The organism is Pseudobythopirellula maris, from assembly GCF_007859945.1.
Lineage (GTDB): Bacteria > Planctomycetota > Planctomycetia > Pirellulales > Lacipirellulaceae > Pseudobythopirellula > Pseudobythopirellula maris.
In genome coordinates this window covers 965,586-990,015 of record NZ_SJPQ01000001.1, presented here as the reverse complement: position 1 = coordinate 990,015, position 24,430 = coordinate 965,586, and the positions used below count along the sequence as shown (strand labels likewise).

The 24,430-nt window shown below is 66.2% G+C and carries 21 protein-coding genes and 1 tRNA gene; 16 read left to right on the top strand and 6 right to left on the bottom strand.

Annotated features, from left to right (window positions below):
- Nucleotides 1–12: 12 nt before the first annotated feature.
- Nucleotides 13–1,926, bottom strand: coding sequence for a molecular chaperone DnaK (dnaK, locus tag Mal64_RS03595; RefSeq protein ID WP_146397132.1), 1,914 nt, complete (start codon nt 1,924–1,926; stop codon nt 13–15).
- Nucleotides 1,927–2,333: 407 nt separating this feature from the next.
- Between dnaK and pheA the strand changes: the two genes are divergently transcribed.
- The 13 genes from pheA to Mal64_RS03530 all read left to right on the top strand — a co-directional run bounded on the left by pheA (nt 2,334) and on the right by Mal64_RS03530 (nt 13,350).
- On the top strand, nt 2,334–3,443 hold the full coding sequence (pheA, locus tag Mal64_RS03590; protein ID WP_146397130.1) for a prephenate dehydratase: 1,110 nt from the start codon (nt 2,334–2,336) through the stop codon (nt 3,441–3,443).
- Nucleotides 3,444–3,601: 158 nt separating this feature from the next.
- On the top strand, nt 3,602–4,627 hold the full coding sequence (aroF, locus tag Mal64_RS03585; RefSeq protein ID WP_146397128.1) for a 3-deoxy-7-phosphoheptulonate synthase: 1,026 nt from the start codon (nt 3,602–3,604) through the stop codon (nt 4,625–4,627).
- 160 nt (nt 4,628–4,787) lie between these two features.
- Nucleotides 4,788–5,540, top strand: coding sequence for a triose-phosphate isomerase (gene tpiA / locus Mal64_RS03580; RefSeq protein ID WP_146397126.1), 753 nt, complete (start codon nt 4,788–4,790; stop codon nt 5,538–5,540).
- Between the two features lie 116 nt (nt 5,541–5,656).
- Nucleotides 5,657–6,094, top strand: a complete 438-nt coding sequence (gene secG / locus Mal64_RS03575; RefSeq protein ID WP_146397124.1) for a preprotein translocase subunit SecG — start codon at nt 5,657–5,659, stop codon at nt 6,092–6,094.
- A 75-nt stretch (nt 6,095–6,169) separates the two neighbouring features.
- Nucleotides 6,170–7,045, top strand: coding sequence for a YicC/YloC family endoribonuclease (locus tag Mal64_RS03570; protein WP_231993568.1), 876 nt, complete (start codon nt 6,170–6,172; stop codon nt 7,043–7,045).
- A gap of 96 nt (nt 7,046–7,141) precedes the next feature.
- The gene (gmk, locus tag Mal64_RS03565; protein ID WP_146397122.1) at nt 7,142–7,741 is read left to right on the top strand and encodes a guanylate kinase; all 600 of its coding nucleotides are present in this window, start codon (nt 7,142–7,144) and stop codon (nt 7,739–7,741) included.
- 65 nt (nt 7,742–7,806) lie between these two features.
- On the top strand, nt 7,807–8,058 hold the full coding sequence (locus Mal64_RS03560) for a DNA-directed RNA polymerase subunit omega (protein ID WP_146397120.1): 252 nt from the start codon (nt 7,807–7,809) through the stop codon (nt 8,056–8,058).
- A 101-nt stretch (nt 8,059–8,159) separates the two neighbouring features.
- Complete coding sequence (locus tag Mal64_RS03555; RefSeq protein WP_146397118.1) at nt 8,160–8,693, top strand: flavoprotein; 534 nt, start codon at nt 8,160–8,162, stop codon at nt 8,691–8,693.
- 216 nt (nt 8,694–8,909) lie between these two features.
- Nucleotides 8,910–8,982, top strand: a tRNA-Asn gene (locus tag Mal64_RS03550).
- A gap of 19 nt (nt 8,983–9,001) precedes the next feature.
- Nucleotides 9,002–9,265: a GIY-YIG nuclease family protein gene (locus Mal64_RS20400; protein ID WP_197525412.1), complete on the top strand. Its 264-nt coding sequence runs from the start codon at nt 9,002–9,004 to the stop codon at nt 9,263–9,265.
- Between the two features lie 54 nt (nt 9,266–9,319).
- Complete coding sequence (locus tag Mal64_RS20395; RefSeq protein WP_197525411.1) at nt 9,320–9,583, top strand: GIY-YIG nuclease family protein; 264 nt, start codon at nt 9,320–9,322, stop codon at nt 9,581–9,583.
- 380 nt (nt 9,584–9,963) lie between these two features.
- Nucleotides 9,964–10,941 (top strand): ferredoxin--NADP reductase, encoded by a 978-nt coding sequence (locus tag Mal64_RS03535; RefSeq protein ID WP_146397112.1) that lies wholly within the window; start codon nt 9,964–9,966, stop codon nt 10,939–10,941.
- Between the two features lie 363 nt (nt 10,942–11,304).
- Entirely contained in the window at nt 11,305–13,350 is a 2,046-nt protein-coding gene (locus tag Mal64_RS03530) for an autotransporter family protein (RefSeq protein ID WP_197525410.1), read from the top strand.
- Between the two features lie 59 nt (nt 13,351–13,409).
- Here Mal64_RS03530 and pgk read toward each other — a convergent pair whose 3' ends face one another.
- Together pgk and Mal64_RS03520 are read right to left on the bottom strand one after the other, a co-directional pair.
- Nucleotides 13,410–14,810, bottom strand: a complete 1,401-nt coding sequence (gene pgk / locus Mal64_RS03525; protein WP_146397107.1) for a phosphoglycerate kinase — start codon at nt 14,808–14,810, stop codon at nt 13,410–13,412.
- 99 nt (nt 14,811–14,909) lie between these two features.
- Nucleotides 14,910–15,995 carry a hypothetical protein gene (locus tag Mal64_RS03520; protein ID WP_146397105.1) on the bottom strand — a complete coding sequence of 362 codons (1,086 nt, stop codon included), beginning with the start codon at nt 15,993–15,995 and terminating at the stop codon, nt 14,910–14,912.
- 225 nt (nt 15,996–16,220) lie between these two features.
- Here Mal64_RS03520 and Mal64_RS03515 point away from each other — a divergent pair, with 225 nt between their 5' ends.
- On the top strand, nt 16,221–17,444 hold the full coding sequence (locus Mal64_RS03515; protein WP_197525409.1) for a lactate racemase domain-containing protein: 1,224 nt from the start codon (nt 16,221–16,223) through the stop codon (nt 17,442–17,444).
- A 56-nt stretch (nt 17,445–17,500) separates the two neighbouring features.
- Nucleotides 17,501–18,316 (top strand): CAF17-like 4Fe-4S cluster assembly/insertion protein YgfZ, encoded by an 816-nt coding sequence (ygfZ, locus tag Mal64_RS03510; RefSeq protein WP_197525408.1) that lies wholly within the window; start codon nt 17,501–17,503, stop codon nt 18,314–18,316.
- 11 nt (nt 18,317–18,327) lie between these two features.
- Here the strand turns inward: ygfZ and Mal64_RS03505 are convergent, their stop codons facing one another.
- Both Mal64_RS03505 and Mal64_RS03500 read right to left on the bottom strand, forming a co-directional pair.
- Nucleotides 18,328–19,992: an HD-GYP domain-containing protein gene (locus tag Mal64_RS03505; protein ID WP_197525407.1), complete on the bottom strand. Its 1,665-nt coding sequence runs from the start codon at nt 19,990–19,992 to the stop codon at nt 18,328–18,330.
- Nucleotides 19,993–20,168: 176 nt separating this feature from the next.
- Nucleotides 20,169–21,440 carry a site-2 protease family protein gene (locus tag Mal64_RS03500; RefSeq protein WP_146397097.1) on the bottom strand — a complete coding sequence of 424 codons (1,272 nt, stop codon included), beginning with the start codon at nt 21,438–21,440 and terminating at the stop codon, nt 20,169–20,171.
- A 192-nt stretch (nt 21,441–21,632) separates the two neighbouring features.
- Here Mal64_RS03500 and Mal64_RS03495 point away from each other — a divergent pair, with 192 nt between their 5' ends.
- Entirely contained in the window at nt 21,633–22,145 is a 513-nt protein-coding gene (locus Mal64_RS03495; RefSeq protein WP_146397095.1) for an NUDIX hydrolase, read from the top strand.
- A 91-nt stretch (nt 22,146–22,236) separates the two neighbouring features.
- Here the strand turns inward: Mal64_RS03495 and glmS are convergent, their stop codons facing one another.
- Nucleotides 22,237–24,111 carry a glutamine--fructose-6-phosphate transaminase (isomerizing) gene (gene glmS / locus Mal64_RS03490; protein ID WP_146397094.1) on the bottom strand — a complete coding sequence of 625 codons (1,875 nt, stop codon included), beginning with the start codon at nt 24,109–24,111 and terminating at the stop codon, nt 22,237–22,239.
- Nucleotides 24,112–24,430: the final 319 nt, after the last annotated feature.

Here is a 24,430-nt window from a genome sequence, read left to right as displayed (position 1 = left end):
GTCGTTAGTGGTTCAGCTCTCCTTCACCTCAAACTCCGCGTCGATCGTGTCGTCGTCGGTTGACGTGTCGGCGGCGGCTTCGCTCGAGGTGTCGGCCGTGGGGTCGGCGCCCGCTTCGGCGGCCGACTTGTACATCGCCTCGCTCATCGCGTGGCTGGCCTGTTGCAGGGCGTCGGTCGCGCTCTTGATGGCGGCCACGTCTTCGCCCTTGGCCGTCTCGCGGACTTTCTCGATCGCCGACTCGATCGGCGCCCGGTCGTCGTCTGACACCTTGTCACCCTGCTCCTTGAGGGTCTTCTCGACCTGGTAGGCGAGCGACTCGGCGGCGTTGCGGGCCTCGACCAGCTCGCGCTTCTTCTTGTCCTCTTCGGCGTTCGCCTCGCCGTCGCGGCGCATCTTCTCGATCTCTTCCTCCGAGAGGCCCGAGGACTGCTCGATCTTGACCGTGTGCTCCACGCCCGTGCCGAGGTCCTTGGCCGCCACGTTGAGGATGCCGTTCGCGTCGAGGTCGAACTTGACCTCGATCTGCGGCACGCCACGCGGCGCGGGCGGGATGCCCTCCAGATTGAACTGGTCCAAGAGGCGGTTGTCGTTGCACATCTCGCGTTCGCCCTGGAACACCCGGACCGTGACGGCGGTCTGGTTGTCGTCGGCCGTGCTGAAGACCTGCTTACGCTCGGCGGGGATCGTGGTGTTGCGCTCGACGAGCTTGGTCATCACGCCGCCCAAGGTCTCGATGCCGAGCGACAGCGGCGTGACGTCCAGCAGCAGGATGTCTTGTACGTCGCCCGCCAGCACACCGCCTTGGATGGCGGCGCCGATGGCCACGACCTCGTCCGGGTTGACGCCCTTATGGGGGTCTTTGCCGAAGATGTCTTTGACCAGCTCGACGACCTTGGGGATGCGGGTCGAGCCGCCCACGAGCACGACCTCGTCGATCTTCGACGGGTCGAGCTTGGCGTCTTCGATCGCCTTGAGCACCGGCTTGCGGACACGCTCGACCAGGCCGTCGACCAGCTTCTCGAACTGGGCGCGGGTGATGTTCATCTGCAGATGCTTCGGCCCGGAGGCGTCGGCGGTGATGAACGGCAGGTTGAGGTCGGTCGACTGGGCCGAGCTGAGCTCCTTCTTGGCCTTCTCACACGCCTCCTGCAGACGCTGCAGGGCCATCGGGTCTTTACGCAGATCGACGCCCTGCTCCTTCTTGAACTCGTCGGCGACGTGGTTGATCAGCTCCTCGTCGAAGTCGTCGCCGCCGAGGTGCGTGTCGCCGTTGGTCGAGATCACGCGGAACACGCCGTCGGCGACCTCGAGGATCGACACGTCGAACGTGCCGCCACCCAGGTCGAAGACGCAGATCGTCTCTTGGCCCTTCTTGTCGAGGCCGTAAGCGAGCGACGCGGCGGTCGGCTCGTTGATGATCCGCGCGACCTCGAGGCCGGCGATCTGGCCGGCGTCCTTGGTCGCCTGGCGCTGGGCGTCGTTGAAGTAGGCCGGGACGGTGATCACCGCCTTGTTGACTTTGTGGCCCAGGTAGCTCTCGGCCGACTCCTTGAGCTTGCGGAGCGTCTTGGCCGAAACCTCGGGCGGGGTCATCTCTTCGCCGCCGGCTTTGACCTTCACGTAATCCTCGGCTCCGCCGGTGATCTCGTAAGGCACCATCTTCTCTTCGCCAGCAACCTCGTTGTGGCGGCGGCCCATGAACCGCTTGATCGAGTAGATGGTCTTGGTCGGGTTGGTGACGGCCTGACGGCGCGCGGGCTCACCGACGAGCGTTTCGCCCTTGTCGGTGAACGCGACGACCGAAGGCGTGAGGCGGTTCCCCTCGGGGTTGGGGATCACCTTCGCCTCTTTGCCTTCCATCACGGCGACAACCGAGTTGGTCGTGCCGAGGTCGATGCCGATGATTTTTTCTCCGGCGGCCATAATGGTTTCTCCTGCCTGAGGGGTGTGGTCGTTTAAGCGGGGGGAGTGTGTTGTTCGCCAGCGGCGCAAATAGTCGATGGTTAGCTGAAGACGAAGTTCAGCTGGTGCGGGCGCCCGGCGCTAAATGCGTGGAAGCACGGCGAGCAACTAGAGCAAAGGGTATGCCGAGCCCGCTGGAGTGAGGTAAAAACGGCTAGTCTTGACATAACTCCTTGCGGCAAACAAACTTGTGGTTCCTCGGGGGCGGCCTTGCCGCTGTGGCAGTCAATCGGCTGCACTGCCATATCGACAGCCGGGGTCGAGCCGGCCTGCCTTCACTGCTGGCGGGGGCGGTCGATTTGGCAGCCACGAGCCGTAAGCCTCGTTGGGAATTAGGGATAAGTCGCGTCGCGCTGATTTCAGATACGATGTCCAAGAAGAAACCCCAACCCGCCGCCCCCACGCCACGCACGCTGCGGGCGCAGATCGCCAAGATCGACCGGGAGCTGCTCGACGCCCTCAGCGACCGGGCCTCGCTCTGCCAGTCGCTGGCCGAGGCGGTCGGCGCGCCGGGCGGCGAGGCCGAGAGCTCGGCGGCCGCGGTCGACAAGCTCGTGGAGAAAAACACCGGCCCGGTGACCGAGCGGTCTGTGCGGGCCGTGCTGCGAGAGGTCGAGGCCGCCTGTCGGGCGATCACGACCCACGAACGCGTGGCCTATCTCGGCCCCGAGCACACTTACAGCCACCAGGCGGCGTTGCACCGGTTCGGCGACGCCACGGAGCTTGTCCCTGTCGGAGCCATCGGCGCCGTATTCGACGAGGTGGCGAGCGGTTCGTGCGAGTGGGGCGTGGTTCCGCTGGAAAACTCGACCCACGGCCGCGTGACCGACACGCTCGAGGCCTTCGCCAAGAGCGAGGTTCAAATATGCGGCGAACTGCCGCTTCGGATCCACCATTGCCTGCTGGGCAAAGGGAAAAGGTCCGACGTGCGTCGCGTGGCGAGCAAGGCCCAGGCCTTGGCGCAATGTGGCTCGTGGCTGACCAAGCACTTGCCGGGCGTCGACACCCAGCCGGTGGCGAGCACCGCCGAGGCCGCCGTGATGGCGTCGGCCGACCCCGCCGTGGCCGCCATCGCCAGCGAGCAGGCCGGTGTGCACCACGGGCTGCGGGTGCTGGCCCACGGCATCGAGGACCAGAGCGACAACATCACCCGTTTCGCGGTGATCGGCATGGCGCCGGCGGCGAAGACCGGCGGCGACAAGACGGCGATCGTGTTCGAGGTGGCCCACGAGCCGGGCTCATTGGCCGACGCGATGGCGATATTCAAGCGGGCGAAGCTCAATTTGACCTGGATCGAGAGCTTCCCGATCCCCGGCAGCCGCACGGCGGGGCAGGAGGGGGGGCGATACCTGTTCTTCGTCGAGTTTTTGGGCCATCAGACCGAATTGCGGGCCCGGCGGGCGATCGCCAATCTCGAGAAAAAAGCGGTCCAGCTGAGGGTGCTGGGGTCCTATCCCCAGTCGCCCCCGATCGACTAGACTGCGGGGCTTCATTGGGGGCTCTTGATCGGGCCCCTTGGCATTGCTGTGGCAGGCGCCTCCGACGCCGATAACGCTACGCTCGCCAAACGGCTAGGTAAATCGCATCGGCGTCCGAGACGCCTCCCACAACTAAGCGACATGCTCAAGAGCGACCGATGATCATCATCCTCAAAGAATCGGCCACTGACGCGCAGGTCGACCACGTTGTCGAGCGAGTCGAGGCGATGGGCCTCAAGGCGCACCTGAGCAAGGGCACCTATCGCACGGTTGTCGGTGTCATTGGCGACGAGGACAAGATCCGCACGGCGCCGCTGGGCGCGATCGCCGGTGTGGCCGAGGTCGTGCCGGTGCAGCCCGCCTTCAAGCTCGCCAGCCGCACGGCCCATCCGGAGCCCTCGATCATCGAGGTCGGTTCGGGCAAGGTTGTCACCAAGATCGGCGGCGGCCACTTGGGAATGATCGCCGGTCCTTGTGCGGTCGAGTCGGCCGAACGGATGGACGAGATCGCCGGCGCTGTGAAGGCGGCCGGCGCCAACCTGCTGCGCGGCGGCGCGTTCAAGCCGCGCACCAGCCCCTACTCGTTCCAGGGCCTTGGCGAAGAGGGCCTGAAGATCCTCCGCGAGGTCGGCGACAAGCACGGCATGCCGATCGTCACCGAGGTGACCGACCCGCGCAACGTGGAGTTGGTGGCCGAGTACTCGGACATGATCCAGCTCGGCGCCCGCAACATGCAGAACTTCGTCCTCCTGACCGAGGTGGGCAAGACCGACAAAGCGGTGCTGATGAAGCGCGGCATGGCGGCCACCGTGAAAGACCTGATGATGAGCGCCGAGTACGTGCTCTCGCAGGGCAACTCGAAGGTGGTGTTGTGCGAGCGCGGCGTCAAAGGCTTCGACAACGCGACGCGCAACATCTACGACGTCTGTGCTGTGCCGCAGGCTCAGGAGATGTCGCACCTGCCGATCATCGTCGACCCGAGCCACGCCACCGGCCGGCCGGAGCTGATCCCGGCGTGTGCCCTGGCGGGCCTGGCGGCGGGCGCTGACGGCGTTCACATCGAAGTGCACAACTGCCCCGAAGAGGCGATGAGCGACGGGCCGCAGGCCTTGTTGCCCGAGCAATACGCTGAGCTGATGGCGCAGCTGAAGAAGGTCGCCGTAGCGATTGGGAAGACGTTTTAGATGAATCCCCGCCGTGGGGAGGTCCCGATTGATCGTTAGAGCGAATCGAGGGTGAGGCGCCGGACGCTCAGGTCGCCCCCCTCCGTGACCCTCTCCACCAGGGGGAGGGAACAAAAAACAAGTCAGGCCCCGCTTAATCCCGAACATGGAACCCCAAGCCATGCGACGCCCCCTGATCGCCGGCAACTGGAAGATGAACACCGACCGCGCGAGCGCCGAGGCGCTTGCCGCGGCGATCGCCGACAAGGCGGGCGACGTCGCCGGAGCCGACCTGTTGGTTTGCCCGCCGGCTGTCTACATGGCGGCGGTGGCCGACAAGCTGGCCGGCAGCCCTGTGGCCCTGGGCGCCCAGAACATGTACTTCGAGGACAACGGCGCGTTCACTGGCGAAACGTCTGCCTCGATGCTCAGCGACCTTGGCGCCGAATACGTGATCCTCGGTCACAGCGAGCGGCGCCACGTGATGGGCGAGACCGACGCCGAAGTGAACAAGAAGACCCTCAAGGCGCTCGACGCCGGCCTCGTGCCCGTCGTCTGTGTCGGCGAGCTGCTCGAGGAGCGTGAGGCGGAACAAACGGCCGACGTGAACCGTCGCCAGCTGCTCGGCGCCCTGGAGGGGGTCAGCGAGACGCAGGTCCTCGGATTGGTGGTCGCTTACGAGCCGGTCTGGGCCATCGGCACTGGGAAAGTGGCCACACCCGAACAGGCCGAGGAGGTCCACGCCGACCTTCGCCGTTTGCTCGCCGAGCGTTACACTAGCGAAGTCGCTGAAAAGGTGCGGATCCTCTACGGCGGCAGCGTCAAGCCGGGCAACGCGGCCGAGCTGATCGGCCAGCAGAACGTCGACGGCGCCCTGGTCGGCGGCGCGAGCCTCAAAGCGGAAGACTTCCTCGGCATCGCCACGGCGGTCTGAGCCGGGACGCGATCGTTCGCGCAGCGGCCCCCGATGATGCGACGGACCACAAGAATCGATGGCGGGATCGGAGCCCGCCCACACCTCAACTCAATTCTTCGCCCCGGGCGATCGACATGGAAATCCTGATCCAACTGGCGCTGGGGCTTATGTCCCTGTTCATCATCTTGCTGGTCCTTGTCCAGCGTGGTCGCGGCGGCGGTTTGGCCGGCGCGTTGGGCGGCCCCGGTGGGTCCAGCGCCTTCGGCGCCAAGGCGGGCGACGCCTTCACCAAGATCACGATTTGGGCCGTCTCGGCTTGGATCATTCTCTGCGTTTTGGCCACGTACTGGGCCAACCACCGCGGCGACGCCTTTGGCGACGACGGCGGTGTGATCGCCGCCCCCGTGGCCCCGGGCCTGGGGCTCGGCGCCGGGGCTCCGCCAGCCGAGGGGACGGACCCCGCCGGTGAGGCCGCCTCGGGCGAAGCCAACATGCCGACCGATGTCGCCCCCTCGGTCGCCGAGGACTCGGACTCGGTCGCCGACCAACCGGCCGACGCCGAAACGCCGTAGCTCTCTCGCTCTGAGCCCACACGCTTGGGCATTCGCCGCACGACACCGCGCCCCCGGGCGAAGAGGAACATCGCTTTGATCGTCAGCATGACCGGCTTTGGTGAGGGCCGCGCGGAATCGGACACGATCGCCGTCACCGCCGAGGTGCGGGCGATCAACAACCGGCATCTCAAGATCAACTACCGCTCGAGCGACGGCTACCACGGCCTCGAGCCGCAGGTCGAGGCCCTCGTCCGCAAGCTCGCGGCTCGCGGCACGGTGACGGTCAACGTGCGTGTCGAACGCAAGGCGTCGGCCGACGACTACCACCTCAACGCCGCCGTGCTGAAGGGTTACCAGCGTCAGTTGGGCGAGCTGTGCGCCAGCGGCGAGACCCCCAGGATCGAAGCGCTGCTGACGCTGCCTGGCGTGGTCGACACGCCCGACGCCGCCGCGGCCGACGCCGAAGCCGATTGGCCGGTCATCAAGAAGGCCCTGGAATCGGCTCTCGACGCCTTTGGATCGATGCGTAAGAGCGAAGGGCAGGCGCTCGCTGTCGACTTGGGCGACAACTGCACCGTGATCCACGAGCAACTCACCGGCGTCGAGGAGCGGGCGCCGATGGTGGTCGATGGCTACCGCGATCGCCTGCAAGATCGGGTCGCCCAGTCGCTTGAGAAGTTGGGCGTGACGGTCGAGCCGGCCGACTTGGTTCGTGAGGTGGCGTTCTTCGCCGACCGCAGCGACATCTCCGAGGAGATCGTTCGCCTCAAGAGCCACATCGAGCAGTTCCGCTCGACGATCGCCAAGGGCGAGAATTGCGGCCGCAAGCTCGAGTTCATCGCCCAGGAGATGGGCCGCGAGACGAACACGATTGGCTCGAAAGCCAACGACACCGACATCTCGCACCGCGTGGTGGAGATGAAGGCCGCCCTGGAGCGGATCCGCGAGCAAGTGCAGAACGTGGAGTGAAAGAAAGGGCTGTTAGCTGTTGGCTATTAGCCTTTGGCTAACATAACGCCGGCCGAAGGCCGCCCTTTGTAGCTAACCGCTAACAGCTAATAGCCAATGGCTGGCGAAGCCGGAAAACTCGTGATCCTCTCCGGCCCCTCGGGGGTCGGCAAGTCGACGATCGTGCGCAAGCTGATCGAGCGTGGGGGAGGCATGCTGCGGCTGAGCGTATCGGCCACCACGCGAGAACCGCGCGCCGGCGAGGTAGCCGGTCGGGACTACCACTACCTGTCCAAAGAGGACTTTGCGGCCCGCCGAGAGGCTGGCGATTTCCTCGAATGCGTTGAGGTTTTCGGCCGTGGCTGCTGGTACGGCACCCTCTGGAACGAGGTTAGGCCTAGCCTGGCGGCCGGGGTGTGGGTAATTTTAGAGATTGAAGTCGACGGTGCGGAAAGGGCCCGCAAGGCGTTTCCCGAGGCGATCACTGTCTTCATCGCACCGGCCAAAGACTTGGCCGCCTCGCAGCGGGTGCTCGAAGAGCGCCTGCGGGCGCGCGGCACCGAGACCGAAGAGGCGATCCAGCGCCGCCTGGAGGTCGCCCGCCACGAGTTAGAACGCGCCGGCGAGTACCAGCACCGAGTGATCAACGAGGGTCTCGACGACGCCGTCGACGAGATCAACAAAATATTCCTGGCCGAGGGGCTCCCTCGCGCATAACCTCTCCCCACACGTGGGACCCCTTGCTCTCAGGGGGGATCAAAACACTCCTTAGGTTTCGACGCATGATCGACGCGCTGAAAGAAGAAGAGATCGTCAACAAGGTTGGCGGACGGTTCAAGCTCTCGACGCTGATTCAAAAGCGCCTCGTGGCGATCAACGCCGGCGCACGGCCGTTGGTGAAAATCGACTCGAGCAACCAGATGGAGATCGTTGTGGAAGAGATCTTGCAGGACAAGATCTTCCTCGACAACGAGGGCAAGATGGTTGTCGCCAGCAACGAGGAAGCCCCCGAGTTCGACCTCGACTCGATCTAGAAGGGTGAGGGGGGCTTTAGCCGACGACCCACGTACTGACGACCCATGCACTTCGGCTGGCAGCGCACCCAAGCACGCACACCAACCCACTCAGAGCCGCCATGCCAGAAATCTTAATAGGCGTCGGCGGCGGGGTCTCGGCCTACAAGACGGCCGCGCTCGTGAGCCGGTTGGCCCAAGACGGCCATGGCGTCTCGGTGGTGATGACCGAGGCGGCCCGCCGGTTTATCGGCGCGGCGACCTTCTCGGCGCTCACGGGTCGCTCGGTGCCGGAAGGATCGTTCGACCTGGCCGAGCACCCATTGGGGCCGCACATCGAGCTCGCCCGCCGGGCTGACCTGTTGTGCATCGCCCCGGCCACGGCCGACTTGCTTGCCAAGGCCGCCCACGGCATGGCCGACGACCTGCTTAGCACGCTGTTGCTCTCGTTCACCGGCCCGGTGCTGATGGCCCCGGCGATGAACACCGAGATGTGGTCCAAGCCGGCCGTCCAACGCAATGTAGCCGCTGTGGGCGACGACGGCGTGCGGATCGTGTCCCCCGGAAGCGGCTGGCTCAGCTGCCGCCAACAGGGCGCCGGCCGCATGGCCGAGCCCGACGAAATCGCCGCCGCGATCGCCGCGGCGCTCGAGTGAACCGTCGACCCCCGCCGGTGGTCCAATTGCAGCGGATAGAGGGCCTCGGCCCTCCCAAGAGAGGCCCGTTAGCCAGCATCTCGGCCTAGACAACCTCCGCTCGCTGCGGCATACTTGGAGGGCTTGATGAGACTATTTCCTGTAGCTCAGTTGGTAGAGCAGGTCCGCCGTAGGCGGATTAACCGCTCTAGCCGCAGTTCGACAGGAACCCCATATTCCCCTGTAGCTCAGTTGGTAGAGCAGGCGGCTGTTAACCGCCTTGTCGCAGGTTCGAGTCCTGCCGGGGGAGCTTGCTTTTCTTTGTCTACGTGCTGATCAACGACGAGGCTGGCCGACGCTACGTGGGCCAAACATCCGACCTCGATCGCCGTCTGATGCAGCACAACGGCGCGGAGCCCTCTGGCCCGAGCCGATATACCGCTAAATTCCCGGGGATTTGGCGATTAGCCCACAGCGAAGAGTTTGCTTCGCGATCAGAAGCGATGGCTCGTGAACGCTGGTTCAAGAGCGGGGTGGGCAGAGCTTGGCTCGACGAGCACGTTGGTAGAGCAGGTCCGCCACGGGCGGATTAACCGCCTTGTCGCAGGTTCGAGTCCTGCCGGGGGAGCTTGCTTTTCTTTGTCTACGTGCTGATCAACGACGAGGCTGGCCGACGCTACGTGGGCCAAACATCCGACCTCGATCACCGTCTGTTGCAGCACAACGGCGCGGAGCCTTCTGGCCCGAGCCGGTACACCGCTAAATTCCCGGGGATTTGGCGATTAGCCCACAGCGAAGAGTTTGCTTCGCGATCAGAAGCGATGGCTCGTGAACGCTGGTTCAAGAGCGGGGTGGGAAGAGCTTGGCTTGACGAGCACGTCGGTAGAGCAGGTCCGCCACGGGCGGATTAACCGCCTTGTCGCAGGTTCGAGTCCTGCCGGGGGAGCTTAAAACTAAACGGCCCGTCTGCAATCCGCAGACGGGCTTTTTCTTTGCGCCGCGTGCAACGAGTGGACTCTGAACCCACGCAACCCGAACGGCGAGCCGGCGGGCGCAAGCCACCGGTGGGCAATGTAACAAAGCAGCCACCAGCCATCTCCCAAGACCCCAAACCCAGCAAAACAATCCGCTCCGCCGATGGTCCCCAATCGCCGACGCGCGATCGAACGCTTCGCCTGCGCTGTCCGGGGTTTCTAATTGCCCGCTAAAACGTTAGATATGGCGAGTGGAAACGCCCCCCGGCCTATGACTACAGGCCAATCATCCGACCGCACTCGACAGGACGTACTCGATGGGCTCCGCCGAGACCCAGCTTACTGGCGATCATGTCGCCGAGCTGCGCAAGACGCACTACAACGCCACGGTCACTTGGTTCGAGCGCCTCAACGACTCGCTGCTGCGCATGCGGGTGCGGCTCGACGACGGGGTGAGCGACACCGGTCCGGCGCTCCACTACGATGCGGGCCAATACACCACGCTGGGCATGGGATACTGGGAGCCGCGCGTCGAGGGCGCCCAAGCCGAAACGCTCAACGAGAAGATGCTCCAAAAAGTCGTCAAACGGGCCTACTCGATCAGCAGCCGCCTGCTCGACGACGACGGCAAGGTGGTCCCCGCTGGCGACGAGCAAGAGCTCGAGTTCTACGTCGCCCTGGTGCTCCAGGCCGATAAGCCCCCGGCGCTCACTCCCCGGCTGTTCGGTCTGAAGAAGGGCGACCGGCTGCACATGGGCCCCCGAGCGAAGGGCGCGTTCACCATGAGCGGCTTGAAGCCGACCGACAACCTGATCTTGGCCGCCACTGGCACCGGCGAGGCGCCCCACAACGCGATGCTCTCAAACCTGCTGGCCTCGGGCCACTTGGGCAAGATCGCCTGTGTCACCTGTGTCCGGTACCGCGATGACCTCGGCTACACCGAGGAACACCGCAAGCTCGAAGCGGCGTATGACAACTACCGCTACATCCCGCTCACCACCCGCGAGCCCGAGAACCGCGACAAGGACCATCCTGACTACGTCGGCGTGACCTACGTGCAAGACCTGCTACGGGCGGACGACGTGGCCGACCGGCTTGGGTTCGAGCTCCACGCTCCCGACACCCATGTTTTCTTGTGCGGCAACCCCGCAATGATCGGCATCCCGCGCAAGCTCGACCACCCCGACGGGCGCTACCCGGAACCGGTTGGCGTGGTCGAGGTTCTCGAGGGCAAAGGTTTCAAGGCCGACGAGCCGAAAGTCCCCGGCAACATCCACTACGAGAAGTACTGGTAGACGGCCTGCGCAGAATAAGCGACGCCGACTCTATGCTGGCACGGTCTACTTCTCTTGGCGCCTTAGCTGCTAGACCACCACTTCATCATGTGGGTTCCCGATAGATGCGTTCATTTTTTCGAACGCGTGGTTGATCAGCAACCACAATAGAGGGCGCTCGCAGCGTGGATGGGTAAACTTCGCGGGCCGCCTCCGTTTTTTTCGGCGTTCGAGCGGGGGACCGCCGATGTACCTCTGGCGTCAACAAAATAAGTTGACGTTCCCGGGGGGCAGTCGGGACGCACATCCATGGAAGGATGCGCTGAGAGCCGTTGCGGCTTGTCGGCAGGGACGCGGCGCCCCCCTTATATAGGCGGGGGCAGCATGAGCGGAAAAGGTCTAAGTCGATTCTCGTTTGCGGCCATCGCCACGGGCGTTCTTTTTATCTCGCCGGCATGGGGGCAAATCCCGGGCGACTCTCTCGTGCTGGAGGGCGACTTCGTCCGCACCGGCGTGAGCAGCAACGGCACGCTTGGCGTGGGCGGCAACACAAGCCCCGGCTTCATCTTCGACGCGACTGGCGCCGGCGCGTTCAACACCAGTAACGACTACCTCACTCCCGGCACCCCGCAAGAGGGCTTCTCGGTCGAGCACGACGCCTCGGGGGTGTACATCAACAACAACAGCGGCGGCGCGGCGCCGATGGGTCCCACGTCGGCGCCCATGGTGGTTCCATCGGGGACCTCGGGATTTGACAATTCGGTCAGCTGGTCGGGCGCCGTTGCGGGGGAGTTCACCATCCAGCACGACTACGGCCTGAACAACGACAGCAAGAACGTCCAGATCACCACGACGATCACGGCGCTCTCGGATCTCGACAACGTGCGATTCTCGCGTTGGATCGACCCCGATTCGGGGGGGACGTCGAGCATCAACACCCGTGGCAACGCGGTGATCGGCTTCGCCGAAGAGGATTGGGTCAACTCCGAGAGCGAGACTAACGGCGCCACGCTCGGTCTCTACTCGAACGACGACGTGGCGCACAACACGGCGATCTCGCCCGGCTGGTCGACCGACCCCGACACCTACACCGCCGGCAGCGGCGACACCGTTGGCGATCACACCATTGGCATCGGCTTCGACATAGGCGATCTGATGGATGGCGAGAGCATCTCGTTCATCTACTTCTACGCCGTCGGCGCCGACGCGAATGACTTCGTCGGCCTAGGGTCGACCTACTCCGGTCGGGCCTTCACCGGGAACCAGGGGCAGATCGCGGAGAGCCTCGACGCCTACGGCGGCGCCGCGCCGGCTGCGTTGCAAACGATCCTCGACACGATCGACCCACTCAGCGACGCCGAAGTCCAGATGGCCCTCGATCAGTACGCCGGCGCCGCCTACGGCTCGCTTCCCACGGCCGGGCTGCAGCACACGACGTTCTACCTATCGCAAATGTCCGGCTACCTGCGCGGTCGCATGGATCCCGGCGACCCGCTAGCGAGCAGCGGATACGCCGAGGTTTCTGCTGAGTCGGCCATGCAACTGGTGTCGTACGAGCCATCGGCCGCCCGTGGCTCCACGGGCGGCTGCTGCACGTCTCACCGTGCATGGATCTCCGGCTACGGCCTGGGGGGATCGGCCCAGGGCGACGGCAACGCCGATGGATTCAGCTACGGCCTCGGCGGCACGCAGTTCGCAGTGGAGGAGTCGATCTCCCGCAACTGGGCCGCGGGGATCTGGGGCAACATGGCTTGGGGATCGGTCGACGGGGACACGCTCGGCGAGCGGGCCGACATCGAGAACTACCATTTCGGCGGTCACTTGGTCGGCTACGATGGTTGCGACTATTGGATCGCTCTAGCCGGCGCCGGTTACGACAAAGCCGACATCCGCCGCAATATCAACGTCGGCGCCACGGCGACCGCCCGGGGGAACATGGACGGTTGGCAGGCGATTAGTTACCTCGAACGCGGCCGTTCGGTCCGCCACTGCGGATGGAACGTTCAGCCTTACGCCGCCCTGCAGTACGTTTACTTGCGTCAGAATAGCTTAGTCGAGACTGGCGCCGGGGCGCTGAACCTGGCGATTGGCGGCGTCGACGCCCACTCGTTCCGCAGCATCATGGGCGGCAGGTTCTCAACCGACCGGCACCTGCGCAACGGCCGCCGGCTGACGCCCGAGCTGCGGGCGGCGTGGATCCACGAGTTCCTCGACACGAACCAAGTCGTTTCGAACAACTTCGCGATCGGCGGAGCGGGGGCTGGCTTCGCGGTCCGCGGCGTCGACCTGAAGAGCGACTGGGGACTGTTCGGCTGCGGCGTCAGCTACCAAGCAAACGCCGCCTCGCGATTGTTCGCAGGCTACGATTTGCAGGTGAACGACGTGCAAACGCTGCACGTTGGTTCGGGCGGGGTGGAATTTGTGTGGTGACCGAGGCGATAAAAAAAATTAGCCCCGGGTCAATGACCCGGGGCTAAATACCGTTGGCGTCACTTCTTCGCCGCGAGGCGCAGCGCCACCAGGTACGGCACCGGCTCGCTGCCCAACGCGTTGAGCACCGTGCCGCCGGCCGTGAAGCAGTGGGTCACCCAGTCGGGCTCGCCGTACTTGTCGAGCGCCTTGCCGCCCTCGCCGCCGCCGACGTAGACCTCAACGCCGGCGTCCTTCATCCGCTTGAGCTCGGGGATCCACTTCGCCGTGCCTTCGGCGAAACGCGGGTCCTCGAACATGCCGAACACGCCGTTGTGGAACGCCACCGCGCCGGCGCCCGCCTTCTCGATGAACTCGCCAACCGACGCGTGGAAGTGCTCGATCGACTTCGGGCCGATGTCGAACTGCTGGTCCGAGGGCTTGAGCTCGTCTTGCGACGTGCCGTCTTCGACGACCGAGTCGCACGGCACGGTGAAGGTGATGCCCTTCTCGCGGCCGTCGGCCACGATCGCCTTGGCCTGCTCGACGCGGGCGGGCGGGATGTACCACGGCTCGCCGCTGTTGGCCGGGTCCTCGGCGGCGCCGAGGCAGACCGGCGCGTCGTCGAGCTGGCCGATCGCCTTGCGGATCGCCATCGCAAGGGAGCCCGAGGCGAAGATCTGCTTGATCGAGCCGCGGGCGATCATCGCCTCCATGTCGTCGAGCTTGTCGATCTTGATGCCACTGAAGACGGCCAGGTCGGACTTGAGGCATTGCTGCATCGGGCCGTCGAACTCGCCGGCGGCGTACTTGCCGAGGGCCACACGCTCCATGGCGGCGGGTACGGCGACGCTGGACGCGTCGAGCGAGCCGGCAGAGAAGGCCTCGTTCACGTAGACCGGGCCGACCGCCTCGGCCAGACCGTTGGCGAGCGCCGAGAGCTTGGGAGCAAGAGCCGGCAAGTCGGCCGGCTTGGCCTTCCAGAGCAAACGCTCCACGTCGTACTTGCGAGTGTTCTGCAGCACGATCACGGCGCCCGGCGCGGCGGCTTCGACCGCTTGCTTGACGGACGGCAGCACCTTGCCTTCGGCGTCGTCCCACCAGTCCTCGACCAACGGAACCTCACAGCCGAGCAGCTCGCCCAAGCGAGCCGCCACCTTGTCGAGCGAGCCTTCTGGCTTGCGACCGATGTGGCCGAAGACGACTTGCTTCCAGCCCTTCTCGATGCCGAACTTCAGGGTGTCGACCATCGAGCGGAGGCGGATGTCGCCCTCGCCGACGTTGGCGCCCGGCTTGGCGTCGGTGTCGCCGCGCACCAGCACCGGCGTTCCACTCGGCAGGTCCGAGAGCGAGTCGAGCCGCGGCACGTCGGCCAGGTAGTCGTTCAGCGAGAGCTCGGGCGCTGTGTCGCGACCGCGAACGATCGCCTCGCACCAGGCCAGCATCTCTTGGTCACTCACACACGTGGGGGTAGCGGTCATCGTTGGGCTCCTCGGCTTGCGGGGATGAAATACGGGTAATCGGCGCTCGCTAGCGACACGCCGTGTGGCAATCTCGTGGGGGAGGCGGTGCGACGCCTCTCAATCATTCTCGCTGTTTTCCTGCGATTGCAAGACGCGATCGAGCAGCGAAGAAACATCTTGGGAGGTCGATTCGAGGTCGACGATCGGCGGACGGGTCGCGACTTGCTCTGCGGCGCGACCCGACGACGCCTCGAAAGCCGCCACCATTTCCGCCCCCTCGGGCGTTTCCATCTGGTAGGCGTCGATCGGGGCCCGGGCGCCGAAGGTCGCTTGTTCGAACTCGATCCAGAGCTCCAGGCTCTTGAGCACCCGCTCGGGGTCGAGCTCGTCGCGGACCGATTCGGTCGGCATGTCGAGCCGCCTCAAGAGCAGCGAGTCGGGCTCGATCCACAGGGTGTAATCCCCTTCGGCGCGGCGGAGCCTCACGCGCTCGAGCGGCGCGCCGTCGGCGGCGCCGGGCGGCAGCATCTCGGCCTCCGCGTCGCGGAGCAGGGCGGGGCCGTCTGGCTCCTCGGCGAGCAGCAGGTCGAGCTGCGGGTAGAGGTTCATCACCGGCACGGGGGCGAGCGCTGCGGCCAGGTGGCGATCGGGGGCGATCCCCTCGGCGGTCGGCTGGAACCCTTCGGGAGCCTCAAGGTCGAGCAGCTGGCCCGGGCAATCGCTCACAAACGCCCGCAGACGCTCGCCGTCGCACACCATGCCGACCGCGAGCGACGATTCGCCACTGCCAGGAACCTGCCGCTGGATCCGCATACGATTGGGGCGTTCGAAGAGCACCGACACGACGTGCGGCGGGGTCTCGCGCTCGACTCCCTCGGTGCGAAGAACAAACCGCTCATGGTAGAGGGCGTTGTCGAGGTAAGAGGGCGCCCGGCGGTAGGCCGCGGCCATCCGCTGGAGCAACGCATCGGCCTCGACCGAGGTGCTGGGGCCCGTGCGTGCGGCGGGTAGGGGCGTATCGGCTTGGGGGCTGGGCTCTTGCTGGGCGGCTAGCTCTGTGGTGTTGGTGGTCGTGTCAGCCGCTCCGTGCTCGCCGCTGCAGCCGAGCGTGGCGAGCGGGACCGCAGCGCCTAGCAACGCGGCGCCAAGGAGCAACCCAGCGGGCGGTCTGCGGGTGATTCTGAACGCCGAGGGAGAGGGCATCGGGACGGGCCGCGGAACACGGCGGGGGAGGGCTGGCGGGGCGGCCTGAGGGATAAAAAAGCTATCAGACTGCGGGGCTTCGCACCAGCGTGGGCGACGCTTGACCCCGCTTTCCTCGGGCCGATACGATCGATGGGGGGTCGCGCTCATGCCCGGTACGATACGGTAAGATCGCCACCCCGAGATGTAGTCTTTCCCGTACTGGTCGCTCCTCAGTCGACGTCTATGCCGCTCACCATCCACGCCCGCGAAGGCGCCGAAGTCGCCAGCGAGGTGGCTCAGTGGCGCGATCCGACCAACCCTCAGCCCGCCGCTCCCCAAGACGCTGAGAGGGTGCGGGCCGCTTTGCGCGACCCGGTGGGGCTGCCGCCGCTTGAGCAGTGCCTGCTGCCAGACGACCACGTCACGGTTGCCTTGGCCGAGGGGACTCCCGCCGCCGCTGGCTGTGTGCGGGCGGTCGTTGAAGCGTTGGTTGAGGTGGGCGTGGCCGCCGAGCGAATCACGGTGCTCGCCGGCAACGAGACGCTCCGGCAAGTGGCGGCCGAAGGGCTCGTTGAAACGCCCGCCGTGTCGGTGGTGGCCCACGACCCGGCCGACGCCGAGGGACTCTGCTTTTTGGGGCTGGGGCGTGGCGATCGAGAGCTCCGCATCAGCAAGCAGCTCTTTGAGGCCGATTTTGTGCTCGTCCTTGGCCCGTCTCGCCCGGCGGGCGCCGGCGGCGCCTACGCGGGGCTGTACCCCGAGTTTGCCGATCTCGCCACGCTCCGCCGCCGACGCAGGCTGGCCAACATCGAGCGGGCGGGCGACGCGCAGCGACGCGCCGAAAACAACGAGGCGGGCCGCTTGGTCGGCGCCTCCTTCGCTGTGCGGGTGACCCCCGACGGCGCCGGCGGAGTGGCCGAAACCTTTGCGGGCGAGATCGACCGGGTCGACACCTTGGCGGCCGAAGCTCATCGCCGCCGCTGGTCGTGCGACTCCACGCCCGAGCCGGCGACGCTCGTCATCGCCAGGGTGGGAGGGGATCGCGACGCCCAGACATGGACCAACGTGGCCCGCGCGCTCGACGCCGCCGAGAGGCTTGTCGACGAAGAGGGGGCGATCGCCATCTGCTCGGCGCTCGACGAAACGCTCGGCGAGTCGCTCGGCCGGCTCGTTGATTCCGACGACTTGGATCGGGTCGCCGCGGAGATGCGTAACGACAACGGACCCGACGCCTGGGCGGCGTGGCGGCTGCTCTGTGCGGTGCAGCGGGGGCCGGTCTACCTGATGAGCGGCCTCGACGGGGAGCTGGTCGAAAGCCTCGGCGTGACGCCGATCGCCAACCTCACCGAACTCGGCCGGCTGGCCGGCGGCCGGCCGAGTTGCGTGGTGCTCGACGGCGCCCAGCACGTGTCGTTCGACGCGGCGATCGATGGGACGGCTGTGGCCGCCGAGGAGCCGTTCGTTTGAGCGATTCCACTTCAGCTATCTTGCGTTGGGGAAGGCTCACGGAGTGGTCGTGTGTCGTGGCGACCGGACCAGACGCCGGCCGTTTCTTGCAGAGCTTTTGCACCAACGACGTGTTGCGACTCGCCGAGGGAGAGAGCTGCGAGGCGTTCTTCACCGATGTGAAAGGCCGCGTGCTGGCGTACGGCTGGGTTGGCCGCACCGGCGAGGAGCGTTACGCCGTGCTGCTTCTCTCCGACGGCGCCGCGGACTTGAGCTCGCACCTCGATCGGTACCTGATCCGAGAGAAGGTCGAGCTCTCGACGATTCATCCCACGGCGGGCTCAGCCTGTTGGGCCAGCTCGCGGGAGGCCTTGCTGGCCGATGACGCCGGTGGTTTTGTTCTGCCTACCGCGGCGCTTGGTGAGGGGTCTGCGGCGTTGGTTCACGCGTCCGCTAGCACGCCCCTGAGCCTTCAAGGCGAAGAACTCGACGCCGCCGCGTTCGACGCCCTCCGCATCGAGTGTGGCGCGCCGCGCGATCGCCAAGACTTCGACGAACGCAGCTTGCCGCAAGAGACGCAACGCGACGCCGTGGCGATTAGCTTCACCAAGGGGTGCTACTTGGGCCAAGAGCCGGTCGCCAGGATCGACGCGCTGGGCCAGGTGAACCGCTTGTTGGTCGGGGTGCGATTCTCGGGCCCGGCGGAGCCGCCTGTTGGCTCGGATCTGGCAGCCAAGGGCCAAACGGTCGGCACGCTCACCTCGGCGTGCTACTCGGAAAAGTTGGCTGCGCCGATCGGGTTGGCCACAGTCCGTCGCGCCCAATCGGCCGCCGGGACCGAACTCGATTGCGACGGGCTCCGGGCGACGGTTTGCCCGTTGCCTTTTGTTTAACCACAGAGGCGTTAGCGTGTCGGCTCGTCGAGACAGCTGAAGTCGATCTGCGGAGCGGGCTGCTCGCTGTCGTACTCGTCGATCACGCGCCACACTTCGTCGCGGACCTCGAAATAGGCGGCGATCACTTCGGGGTCCCACTGCCGTCCCGCTCCGTCGCGCAAGATCTTTTCGACCTCGCCCACCGGCATGCCGGGTCGGTAGACGCGGTCGCTCGACATCGCGTCGATACCGTCGGCCACGGCGGCGATGCGCGCCAGGCGTGGGCACGCCTCGCCTTTGAGTCCGTCGGGATAGCCCGAGCCGTCCCACGACTCGTGGTGGTTGCGCACGATCGAGAGCACCGGCTCGAGGGCGTGGTAGCCCCGCAGGATCCGCTCGCCTTGGAGAGGGTGCGACTTGATGTGCTCGTACTCTTCGTCGGTCAGAGCGCCCGCTTTTCCGAGCACACGGTCTTGGATGCCGATCTTACCGACGTCGTGCAGCAGTCCACCGAGGTAAAGCCGGTTGATCTCGGGCTGCGAGCAACCGAGCCGGCGGCCGAGGCAGACCGAGATCCGCGCTACCCGTTCGCTGTGGCCGCGTGTGTAAGGGTCTTTGGCGTCGATCGCCGAGCTCATCGCCCGGATGGAAGATTCGAACAGGTCCGACTTCTCGCCGTAGAGCCGCTGATTGCCGGCGTGCACGCCGAGTATCGCGGCGACGCTCGACAGCAGGCTCGCCTCGACCTGGCCGAAAAACTCTTCCGAGTCGTGCTTGCCGAATCGTTCTCGATGGTTCAAGGCGACGAGCCAAGCGATCGGCCGGTCGGCGGCCATGATAGGGGCGGCGACCAGGTCGCTGATTTTAGAAGCGGCCCACGGGGGCAGCTCGTCTTGGGGGCGTGTGGCTACGAGCACCTTGCGAGGCGCACGTTCGGTGATCCAATCCATCAACCGTCCAAGGTCATCACCCTCAAGCGGACGGCGGCCGACGGTCATTCGGCTCTGCGACGACTCGGTCACTTCGGACCAGTCTTCGCAAGGGCTGAACACCAAGCACTCGGCGGGCACCACGTCGCGCAGCCAGACGAGCGTCTGACGGGCGAGCTCGGCGGCGTCGCTCGCCAGTCGCAGGCGTTCGGCGAGCCGTTGCAGCAGCGAGAGTTCCTCGAACGTAGATAGCAGGTGCCCCGACACGTCGGCCAGCTGCCGCCGCTGTCCGTCGAGCCTTCGTTGGAGCGTGTCGTTCTGTACGACCGAGGCCAGCATCCGGCTGGCGGAATCGGCGCTCCAGGTGGACGCCCCATTGACGGGCCGCAGCTCGCCGATCGCCATTCGACGCGGAGCGTTCTCGGGTTCGGGTTCGTTCAGCTCGTCGGCCGCCCCTAGCGGCGCTACGGCTTGCAGCAGGGGCGCTCTGGAGTCATCCACCCAGACCCCTTCAGCGATCGCGGCGGCGGCGAGGCCAGCCTCGAGGCGGTTGAGCTCGATCGTCGCCCCCTTGGCGGGTTTGATTAGTCGTACGGCGGGTCGAGCCGAGTCGCGTGATCCGGGCAGGTCGACCTCGACAACCGTGAACGGCGCCGAAAATGCCTGCTCTAGCTGGCGCAAACGACGCTGCTGAGCGAGGCTCAGGCCCTTGAACGCCGCGACTCCACGCTCGGAGCGGGCTGGTATGGCGGTAGTCGAGAGCACAGCAAAGGGCGGGGGTCGGAGCGAGTGGCGAGGCGTACGCACAACGCGAAGCATGCAACCCTACTACCTCTCGAGCAGCCGCTCCCGCTGAGGGCCGTTGCCGAGACGAAACACGACCAACCGTAAAGCGGTTGTAGCAGTCGCACCGGTGGCAGCGGCCGCACGGAATGGCGTGCTCAGTTCGAGAGACGCCGCCGCTGGTAGCGGCGGCTGGCGCGGTGCAGCGTCTCACGCTCGTCGTCAGAAAGCCGCTCGTAGCCCTCGGCGTGGAGCTTGGCCAGGACCGAGTCGACCTGCGCCTCGTCGTCCATGTCGGCGGGGGGCTCGGGATCGTCCCAGCCGTCATCGGACCTTGACGACAAGGAATGAGACAACGTCTCGGATTCGTCGCGCGCGGAAGGGCTGGGCAAGAACTCGACCAACGCCACCTCGCCCGAGGCGTCGCCCTCAAGCAGCGCGCGGAGACCGAGTTGGCCCTGGACTGACAAACCGTGGTGGGGGTCGTCGTGGGTCGACTCGCGGGCGACGATCAGGTCGCGCTGGGCGCCAAAGAATACCAAGACCGCGAACACCGCGAGCGGCGCCCAGAGCGGCGGCGGGGCGGTAGCTGTGCGGTCGAGCATGGCCATCGCCATCAGGGCGACTACCAGGCCGAGCAAGCGGCCGATTTGTCCGGCCGTCTCGGCGGCGGGGCGGCGGCCCAAGCGGGGCCACAGCCAACTCCGCAACGCGGGGGCGCCGTCAAAGGGGTATGCGGGCGCCAGGTTCACGAGGAACAGCAACCAGTTACACCACAGTGCGAGGCGTGCGATCGACAGGCCGATGGGGCCGCTCCAAACCGACGCGTCGAGGCTGGGCAGCAACCACTCGCCGAGCGACTGGCTGGCGCCTTCGGCGCCTGCCTCGAGCGCGACCATGTACACCGTGGCGAGCACGGCAGCCGAGAGATTGACCAGCGGGCCGGCCATCGCCGCAACGAGGCGACTCTCAGGGCGACTCAAAAAACTGGGCGAGGCGATTCCCCCGACGGGGGTCAGCACGACTCGGTCGACTCTGCCTCCCAACCGATTGACAACCAGCAGGTGGGCCGACTCGTGCAGCACGAGGCTGAGCAAGTAGATGGTTAATACGATACCCGTGTGGGCTGGGGTCCAGGCGGGGGGCGCCGCTGCGTAGCCCGTTGCTGCATCGCTCGCCTGCCGATCGCTCGCCAGCCCGTCGCCGATCGCCGCGGCGGTGCTCCCAGTGGCCTGCTCCGTCGCCATCGTGTCGGGCGCCATCGTGTCAGTCGCCAGCGAGTCCGAAGCCAGTAGGCCGTGGAACGTCGCTCCCAACGCGAGCACTACGACCAGGACCAAGGTCACATGCAGCCGCACCCCAATTCCGAACCACAACCCTAGCGGGGCGCTCCAGCGATCTTCCGTGGTGGTGGGCGAGTTGTTGGGCATAGAATGGAAGCCGCGCGTACCGCCCTGCGGGGGGGGGGAGCCAGACCAGAGATAGACGCCGGCTCGTCTCGTCTCGTTCCGAAGCAACCGCCAGAGGCGTACGCGTCGCCACTAACGGCCGCAAAAGTTATCGTAGCAACCTGGTGAGACCCCCGCAAATATCCCCCCACCCCCTGTCGAATAACCGCTGCGATGGAAGAAAAAAATGTGCTGCTAGAAACCTCTCGCTTCCGTGTGGTCGAGCGATTGCAAACAACCGCAAGCGGCGACGAGCGGCCGAGGCAAGTGGTGGAGCACCCCGGCGCCGTGGTGATCCTGCCGCTGCTAGCGGGGGGGCGGGTCTGCCTGATCCGCAACCGCCGCATCGCGGTCGACGATACTCTCCTCGAGCTGCCAGCCGGAACGCTCGAACCCCCCGAGCCGCCGATCGAATGCGCCCGCCGTGAGCTGATCGAGGAGACCGGCTACCGGGCCGGCCGCATTGAGCCGACGCCGCCGTTTTGGATGTCGCCCGGCATCCTCAGCGAGCGGATGCACGCGTTCGTCGCCCAAGACTTGTCGGAGGGGCCCGCCGCACGCGAGCCTGGCGAAGAGATCGAGAACCACATCGTTCCGCTCAGCGAAGCGTTAGCCATGTGCCACGACGGCCGTATCGAAGACGCGAAGACGCTCGTCATGTTGCTCCGCTGGGCAGCAACGCACTAGGCGAGCCGGCGGGCGTAAGCCCCCGGAGTAGCTTACGCTACGCAACGGCACATCAGCCACCGAGGGCTCATGCCCGCCGGCTCGCCAACGGTCACTCCACCGTCACGCTCTTCGCCAGATTGCGCGGTTTGTCGACATCGCAGCCACGCAGCACGGCGATGTGGTAGGCCAGCAGCTGCAGCGGGATCGCGGTGACGATCGGTTGCAGGTAGTCGGCGGCCGATGGCACGCGGATCACCTCGTCGGCGATCTCGCTCGCCCGGCTGTCGTCCTCGTCGACGATGGCGATCACCGGCCCGCCCCGGGCGCGGATCTCCTCCATGTTGGCGATCACCTTCTCGTAGACCCCGCCGCTGGGAACGATGAACACGCTCGGCGTGTGCTCGTCGACCAGTGCGATCGGCCCGTGCTTCATCTCGGCCGCCGGGTAGCCTTCGGCGTGGATGTAGCTGATCTCCTTGAGCTTGAGCGCCCCTTCCAGGGCCGCCGGGAAGTTGTGCTGACGGCCGAGGTACAGGAAATTGTCGCAGCCGGAGTACTTGCCGGCGATCTGTCGGCATAGCGAGTTCGTCTCGAGCGCCTGCTCCACCTTCTCGGGGAGTTGCTCCATCTCGTTGATGATCCGCAGCCCCGCCTCGTAGCTCAGGTGCCTGAGCCGGCCGAAGTGCAACGCGATGAGCGACAGCACCACGCACTGCGACGTGAACGCCTTGGTCGAGGCGACGCCGATCTCGGGGCCGGCGTGCAGGAACAGCCCGCCGTCCGATTCACGCGCAATCGTGCTCCCCACGACGTTGCAGAGCGACAGCACCGGGTGCCCCTTGCGCTTGACCTCGCGCATCGCGGCCAGGGTGTCGATCGTCTCGCCGCTCTGTGTGATCGCCATCAGCAGCGTCTGCGTCGAGAGCGGCGGGTTGCGGTAACGCAGCTCGCTGGCGTACTCGACCTCGACCGGCAGTCGAGCGAACGCCTCGAGCGTGTACTCGCCCACCATCGCGGCGTGCCAACTCGTGCCGCACGCGGTGAGCACCAGCCGGTCGACCTGCCGCAGCTGCTGCGGGGTGAGGTTCAGCCCGCCGAGCTTGGCCGTGGCCTCGTCGCGGTCGAGCCGGCCCCGCATCGCGGCGCGGATCGACTCGGGCTGCTCGAAGATCTCCTTGAGCATGTAGTGGGGGTAGCCGCCGAGTTCGACTTGGGTGGCGTCGATTTCGAGCCGCTTGACTTGGTGCGACACGGCGCCGGCGTCGCGGCTCACCACGCGCAGGTCGTCGGCCGTAACGACCGCCACCTCGTGGTCTGAGAGATAGACGATGCGGTCGGTGTGGCCCACGAGCGGCGAGCCGTCGCTCGCGATGAAGTGCTCATCGTCGCCCACGCCGATCACCAACGGGCTGCCGAGGCGGGCCGCCAGGATCACGCCGGGCCAGTCGCGGAAGACCACCGCCAAGCCGTAGGTGCCGCGGAGCTGCGAGAGCGTTCCTTGTAAAGCCGCCACCAGCGGGGCGTGGGGGTCGGGCGAATTATCGAACTCGCCCGATTCGATGACCGCTTTGAGCTCGCTGTCGAGCAAGTGGGCGACCACCTCCGAGTCGGTCGCGCTGAAAAACTGGTAGCCCTGCTCGACAAGCGCCCCGCGCAGCGACTGGTAGTTCTCGATCACGCCGTTGTGGACCAAGGCGAGCGCGCCGTCGCCGCCGAGGTGCGGGTGGGCGTTCACGTCGGTCGCCGGGCCGTGCGTCGCCCAACGGGTGTGGCCGATGCCGATTTGCCCATCGTGGCTGCTTTCGGCAGCCGCCGTGGCCAGCAGGTCGATCCGCCCCGCCGTTTTAGTCACGTTGAGCATGCCCTTGGGCTCGCTGGTGACCACGCCCGAGCTGTCGTAGCCACGGTACTCCAACCGGCGGAGCCCCTCGATCAAAAAGTCGGCGGCCGGTTTCGGCCCGATGTATCCCACGATGCCGCACATAAGCGTCTATTCAACCCCCACAGATCGGATCCCAGCCGCGGCCTGCTAGCAGCGGCAACCGCTCGATTCTACGCCCCGACGCGGTTTAGGCCTACGTCATTCCGCAGCGGTCATCGCAGCCGGCGAGCCGGCGGGCGTGAGCCCCCGCAGTGCCCAGGGTACCCGCTTCCCTCCGGCGGCTCACGCCGCCGGCTCGCCTGTTTTAGACACTTCAGGCAAACGGATTGGCTTCGACCTACTCTGAACCGGGCGTTTCGGGTAAAGATGACGCCCGTATTCGGCGCCCGACGCCAACAAAAAGCAGTCACCCCACTACCGA

Coding starts and splice junctions, on each gene's coding strand:
- Mal64_RS03495 (WP_146397095.1), top strand. CDS start 21,633: ATGGAAGAAAAAAATGTGCTGCTAGAAACCTCTCGCTTCCGTGTGGTC.
- Mal64_RS03530 (WP_197525410.1), top strand. CDS start 11,305: ATGAGCGGAAAAGGTCTAAGTCGATTCTCGTTTGCGGCCATCGCCACG.
- Mal64_RS03520 (WP_146397105.1), bottom strand. CDS start 15,995: ATGCCCTCTCCCTCGGCGTTCAGAATCACCCGCAGACCGCCCGCTGGG.
- aroF (WP_146397128.1), top strand. CDS start 3,602: ATGATCATCATCCTCAAAGAATCGGCCACTGACGCGCAGGTCGACCAC.
- gmk (WP_146397122.1), top strand. CDS start 7,142: ATGGCTGGCGAAGCCGGAAAACTCGTGATCCTCTCCGGCCCCTCGGGG.
- tpiA (WP_146397126.1), top strand. CDS start 4,788: ATGCGACGCCCCCTGATCGCCGGCAACTGGAAGATGAACACCGACCGC.
- glmS (WP_146397094.1), bottom strand. CDS start 24,111: ATGTGCGGCATCGTGGGATACATCGGGCCGAAACCGGCCGCCGACTTT.
- pgk (WP_146397107.1), bottom strand. CDS start 14,810: ATGACCGCTACCCCCACGTGTGTGAGTGACCAAGAGATGCTGGCCTGG.
- Mal64_RS03560 (WP_146397120.1), top strand. CDS start 7,807: ATGATCGACGCGCTGAAAGAAGAAGAGATCGTCAACAAGGTTGGCGGA.
- Mal64_RS03555 (WP_146397118.1), top strand. CDS start 8,160: ATGCCAGAAATCTTAATAGGCGTCGGCGGCGGGGTCTCGGCCTACAAG.
- Mal64_RS03500 (WP_146397097.1), bottom strand. CDS start 21,440: ATGCCCAACAACTCGCCCACCACCACGGAAGATCGCTGGAGCGCCCCG.
- dnaK (WP_146397132.1), bottom strand. CDS start 1,926: ATGGCCGCCGGAGAAAAAATCATCGGCATCGACCTCGGCACGACCAAC.
- pheA (WP_146397130.1), top strand. CDS start 2,334: ATGTCCAAGAAGAAACCCCAACCCGCCGCCCCCACGCCACGCACGCTG.
- secG (WP_146397124.1), top strand. CDS start 5,657: ATGGAAATCCTGATCCAACTGGCGCTGGGGCTTATGTCCCTGTTCATC.
- Mal64_RS03515 (WP_197525409.1), top strand. CDS start 16,221: ATGCCGCTCACCATCCACGCCCGCGAAGGCGCCGAAGTCGCCAGCGAG.
- Mal64_RS03535 (WP_146397112.1), top strand. CDS start 9,964: ATGGGCTCCGCCGAGACCCAGCTTACTGGCGATCATGTCGCCGAGCTG.